This window comes from Skermanella aerolata KACC 11604 (assembly GCF_000936425.1).
GTDB lineage: Bacteria > Pseudomonadota > Alphaproteobacteria > Azospirillales > Azospirillaceae > Skermanella > Skermanella aerolata.
In genome coordinates this window covers 1-228 of the sequence record NZ_AVFK01000268.1, presented here as the reverse complement: position 1 = coordinate 228, position 228 = coordinate 1, and the positions used below count along the sequence as shown (strand labels likewise).

Genomic DNA, 228 nt, shown 5'->3' with positions numbered 1-228 from the left:
TAGGGACCGAACTGTCTCACGACGTTCTGAACCCAGCTCGCGTACCACTTTAAATGGCGAACAGCCATACCCTTGGGACCTACTTCAGCCCCAGGATGTGATGAGCCGACATCGAGGTGCCAAACACCGCCGTCGATATGAACTCTTGGGCGGTATCAGCCTGTTATCCCCGGAGTACCTTTTATCCGTTGAGCGATGGCCCTTCCATTCAGAACCACCGGATCACTA

At 54.4% G+C, this 228-nt stretch carries 1 rRNA gene; it reads right to left on the bottom strand.

The window, feature by feature from the left end:
- A 23S ribosomal RNA gene (locus tag N826_RS39500) occupies positions 1-228 on the bottom strand; the annotation flags it as partial.